Source organism: Xenorhabdus hominickii (assembly GCF_002632725.1).
In the GTDB taxonomy this organism is placed as follows: Bacteria; Pseudomonadota; Gammaproteobacteria; order Enterobacterales; family Enterobacteriaceae; genus Xenorhabdus; species Xenorhabdus hominickii.
On the sequence record NZ_NJAI01000002.1, the window covers coordinates 528713 to 533425 of the forward strand.

General features: G+C 37.8%; 4 protein-coding genes and 1 pseudogene. All 5 read left to right on the forward strand.

Going from position 1 to position 4713, the window contains the following annotated elements:
• The first annotated feature begins 1221 nt into the window (after window positions 1-1221).
• The 5 genes and pseudogenes from Xhom_RS09555 (at window position 1222) to Xhom_RS09575 (ending at window position 4431) form a co-directional block, all read left to right on the forward strand.
• The gene (locus Xhom_RS09555) at window positions 1222-1503 is read left to right on the forward strand and encodes a hypothetical protein (protein WP_069316333.1); all 282 of its coding nucleotides are present in this window, start codon (window positions 1222-1224) and stop codon (window positions 1501-1503) included.
• A 520-nt stretch (window positions 1504-2023) separates the two neighbouring features.
• Complete coding sequence (locus tag Xhom_RS09560; protein ID WP_069316332.1) at window positions 2024-2428, forward strand: integrase arm-type DNA-binding domain-containing protein; 405 nt, start codon at window positions 2024-2026, stop codon at window positions 2426-2428.
• Between the two features lie 36 nt (window positions 2429-2464).
• Window positions 2465-3148 (forward strand): annotated as a pseudogene (locus Xhom_RS09565) (IS1 family transposase).
• A gap of 488 nt (window positions 3149-3636) precedes the next feature.
• Window positions 3637-3912, forward strand: coding sequence for a PAAR domain-containing protein (locus Xhom_RS09570; RefSeq protein ID WP_069316330.1), 276 nt, complete (start codon window positions 3637-3639; stop codon window positions 3910-3912).
• A 54-nt stretch (window positions 3913-3966) separates the two neighbouring features.
• A complete protein-coding gene (locus Xhom_RS09575) occupies window positions 3967-4431 on the forward strand; it encodes a hypothetical protein (RefSeq protein WP_069316329.1) in 465 nt (154 codons plus the stop codon).
• Window positions 4432-4713: the final 282 nt, after the last annotated feature.

The following is a 4713-nucleotide window of genomic DNA, read 5'->3' on the forward strand; positions in this document are numbered from 1 at the left end:
TTACAAGAGATTATCTATGAGGCCATGTATGAACTGAGTGTTGATAGTCAGTCCTCTCTGGCGTGATAAGGGCGATATGCCTGCCAGTAAGAAGCAGTCTATACACACCACACAGCCAATGGGAGGGCTTGAAATTAAGCTGTCCCATAACCCTCTATACGGTTTAGCCTTTATGGTGTAACCAGTTGATTTTAACTAATTCTGTCAGAAAACCAGAATACCGGTCCTGAGCAGGAATTGAGTAATATCAATAAGTTAAAAGTGAGAAATGTCACCTTTATGTAACCTATTGATTTAACTCATATCCTGCATGGTGTGGTATTTGTTGTTAATCAATGAGTTACGTATAATTAGTTTGTAACCTATTGTTTTTACTTATTTCCGGCAGAGAAACGGAGATTAAGGAAGTCAAGGTGTTAACCAACTGTTGGGGAAATCCCTATAGTTGCCGTAGATGGTCAAAATCGTGACCATCTCAAAGTGTGATATCCCATTTAGGGTATGGTGGAAATCACCACACCTTTTAACAAAGCAAAGCCCTAATTCGGGCTTTGGTGATAACCCATTGATATTTAATCAGACCCCAAATTCGGGGTCTGCTTGTATTTTAACCACCAGACTTATTGTCGGTTGGTTACCTCGTTGCATGGAGTAAGAACTGCCCCTCTTTAAGAGGTTCAGTTTGAGCACCGAAAATATCGGTATGCAAAATCCAATGTCCGATAATCGGACTTTGGGCGTAACTGATAGTTACTCGCAAACTTTGCACAACTCTTTAAGAGGTGCGCACAAAAGAGTGAGCCAGAAACGGGGGGGGTGTCGCCAAATAAAAACAATAAAATCAATAAGTTTAACCATTTTGTCCAGTACATAAATTAACCGTTGGGATTTCCGCAATGGTTGGGTCAAAGTGACGGTCTCGGACAAATCAATGAGTTAATCAACTATAGAGGAAATCCCTATGGTTGCCACTTATCCTCAAATTGAGGATGAATGAAGTATCAATAAGTTACAAATGACACAAGAAGGCTTGAGTTTAAGCAGCCCAGTAAAAGCCCTTTAAAATCCAAATTTGGGTTGTCTTTAAGGTGGGTATTGAGATTTCCTCAACACCTTTTGCTGAATGTGACTGAGTAACTGAGTACGTATTACGTTCGCAGTGATTTAACTTACTGATTTTTATCATGGTTGAAAAACCAGTTCATCTATAGGTGGTGGTAAATGGCACGTAGAAAGCAAAAGAACGCATCATTGATAGTCGCCACGGTCACAGGCAAGATTACCGTTGCCCCCAAGCGTATAAAGTGCCAGACAGGTAAGGTGATGGCAGTCGCTACCATGCAGGCACAGAGCGATAAGCGCAGTGATTACCCGCTGCGTGTTGTGGGCTTTGATGAAATGGCGTTGTCGGTGATGTTGTTGCAGAAAGGTCAGGTGATCACCGTGACGGGAAAGGCTTCTTACTGGCAGGGCTATCAGTTGGCTGTCAATTCTATCGCTTAATAGGTTCCGACGAATGGCGTCGCAACCCTCTATAGCTCGGAACGTTAAACGTACCAACCTATTCACTTCCGACGAAATTCGTTGTCAGTCACTAGCTCAGGATGTTTAGTGTACTGACTTCATTGATTGTGGGGATACCAGATAACGACAAAGGAAATGATTAATACAGTGAAAGTAACAAAATAATGCGGAGGTTCAACTACCGAGGATTTTCCGGTAGTTCGATAGCCACGGTGAGATTACGGAGAGGGTTATTCTTGGATGGCGTTTCATTATTTGCAATAAACTTAACTAGTGATGATATTTGTGCAATATTGATATTTCGTAAATGAGTGACAAGGGGATATGTCAAAAATGCCCTAGCAACTATCTTAGTTGTATAGAAATTTGTATAGAATGAAAGTTAGAATTTAATTAGTTATTATTTATCATTATAATAGATATTGTGTATTGTTCCCTCCTCCAACTGAACGGATCTAGAGGTTGGCGATTCCGTTATCGCTTTGAAGGTAAGCAAAAGATGTTATCTTTAGGCACTTATCCTGAAGTACCTTTAGCAGAAGCAAGGAAAAGGACAGCAGGGTGCCGTTCTATGATTGCTGATGGCATTAATCCTTCTGAAAATAGAAAGCAGAAAAAGAGAGAAAGCGTCATCATGTCTGAAAATACTTTTGAAAAAATTACTCGTGAATGGTACGAAAAACGTAAGGATAGGTGGCCGGTAGGGTATCGCGCTGACATGATGAGTGCTTTTGAAAATGATGTATTTCCTTATATTGGTAATAGGGCCAATAGCAGATATAAAACCCCTCGAACTACTGGATGTCCTTTCAAGGATGGAGAAACGAGGAGCGACTTCAATGAAAGTGCCAATCACTTTATCGTGCATTTCCTCCGATTTAGGGTCGTGACGTCAAAGCATTAATTTGATATTATTATGCTTTTTCAGGAGAGGATGATCATGACTGTCACGATAGCCGTTGTTTGCCGATACTGAGGCCAAACAGAACCGGTACGTAAACACGGAACAGGTAAAGCGGGTTTTCCGCGCTATTACTGCAAAGACTGCCAGAAAACCTATCGTTACAATGGTCATAAGCCCGGCATGAAAGAAAAAGTGATTGATATGGCGATGAATGGTTCTGGTGTCAGGGATACCGGCCGTGTTTTAGGCATCGGCATCAACACGGTTATACGGACTTTAAAAAACTCTCACCAAAGCAGGTAACATCAAGGCAGGAGGCTTACAATGATGTCACGCTCATTTGCGAATTGGATGAACAAGGGTCTTTCGTCGGTAACAAAAAACAACGTTATTGGCTTTGGTATGCTTTTGATATAAAAAGAAAACAAGTCATCGCCCATGTATTTGGGCCTCGAAACGATGAAACCTGCCGAAAACTCCTTGATTTATTGGCACCTTTTAATATTCGTTTTATGACGGCCAATAACTGGGGAAGTTATGCCCGGGAAATTGAACCAGAAAAACATTTGGTGGGCAAAATTTTTACCCAGCGTATAGAGCGACATAATCTTACGCTACGCATTCGTATCAAACGACTGGCAAGAAGAACCCTTTGTTATTCACGCTCGATAGAAATTCTATGAAAAACTTATTGGTGCCTATATTGAAAAACATCACTAAAACGCTTTGGCGTCATGACCCAATTTTTTAAGAATTTACTCTGGAAATAAATTAAAAATTCACTATTCTTCATGTAAGAAGAAAAAGTCTCAAAATAATTTTGAAAATAACTATCTTCGAATAAAAATATGTAATGCCATCTGGATTTAATCCCACAGTTTTAATAGCATTAAAATTATTTTAATAATGCAATCAATCAATATACCTTATAATATGCTTTAAGGTAAGCTTACATGTGTACTATATCCGATACTGATTTAATTGATGGCTCTTGAGTTTTATAAAGTCTGATAGACATCAAATTGGTTGTGAAGTGAGGTGTTTTATCTTGTATTCCTTTTATTAAAGGAGGCTCTTTTGGTTGATACTGACTGTAGATAAGATATACAATGAGCTTTCAATGAGTAAACGTTAATTAAAATATTTAAATGTGTGCGCTTATATATGGTTATTTCACTATAATTTTAATTTAAACGAGAGAAAATAAAATGGCGAAAGGACATTTTTTAACAATTGGCGATAAAACAACTTGTGGCGGTGCTATCCTGACAGGAACCAATAACATTAAATTTTATGGGAAACAAGCAGCTATTGAAGGTTCTAAAGTGACTTGTGGAAGATACTCAGGAAATTATGCCATTGTAGGAGGTGTCGGTTCTTTTTTGGATCAGGGAACAAAATTGGCAGGGACTCTGAATAGTCGGACTAACTGTCCTTGTAGTGCTGGGCTCATCGACTCCATCCCCGATAGTTATCAAAAATAGAATGATATTGTATATTGTTGAGCAATAATTTTTTTAAAATCAAAGGGAAATAGTATGGAATGCTATAAAAAATACACTATGGATAGAGCTGATTTGATATTGCACCCTATTATTGGCGGTGAGTTGATCTTGCTGAATCAGATAGGGTTTTCACAAGAGGGTAGGTTTGAATTTTTAAAAAAGATAGATGGTTGGGGAAAAGTGGAAGACTCCGAAATATTAAATTTAATTGATTTTAAGAAGTATATTTCCAGCGATATTTTTATCATTAATGAAGATTCCTATACAAAAGATAAAGTCTACTTAATGAATGTGAATGATCTTGATGCTTTCGTTGGTGGTTATTTAAAGTCAAATTCTAGCTGTTTTTTCGATGGTGATACTTTTCTTGTATCCCCGTTAAATAAAGCTCTGCTTGAATTTCAACATGATGGTTACGTATTTTTACATAAGTTACCAATAATATTGAACGAATATGCTAAATCGATAATGTCAAAAAAAGCCGTATGTTATATTTGATTTTTTACTATTATCATGTGTTTTTGAAAGCTTTTTTAAAGCAATGGATTTAATTTCATTGCCTCTATATTTTGTGCTAAAAAATAATTTAACTCTTACTTTTAAGCATTAATTATAGCTATGGTTTGGAGGGGGTAAAATAATGTCGGCTCTGTTACAGAGAGGTATTGAAGGCGAAAAATAGGTCATGTATTAAATAGTTAGTTGTTGTGATATGCTTCCCGCCTTTTAAGGGTAAAGCATGGCCAAAGCTGACGTCTATTGCCGTTATTGTCACAAATC

Bases quoted from the DNA above. Each gene is read 5' to 3' on its own strand.
- Xhom_RS09555 (WP_069316333.1), top strand. From the start codon at position 1,222: ATGGCACGTAGAAAGCAAAAGAACGCATCATTGATAGTCGCCACGGTC.
- Xhom_RS09560 (WP_069316332.1), top strand. From the start codon at position 2,024: ATGTTATCTTTAGGCACTTATCCTGAAGTACCTTTAGCAGAAGCAAGG.
- Xhom_RS09570 (WP_069316330.1), top strand. From the start codon at position 3,637: ATGGCGAAAGGACATTTTTTAACAATTGGCGATAAAACAACTTGTGGC.
- Xhom_RS09575 (WP_069316329.1), top strand. From the start codon at position 3,967: ATGGAATGCTATAAAAAATACACTATGGATAGAGCTGATTTGATATTG.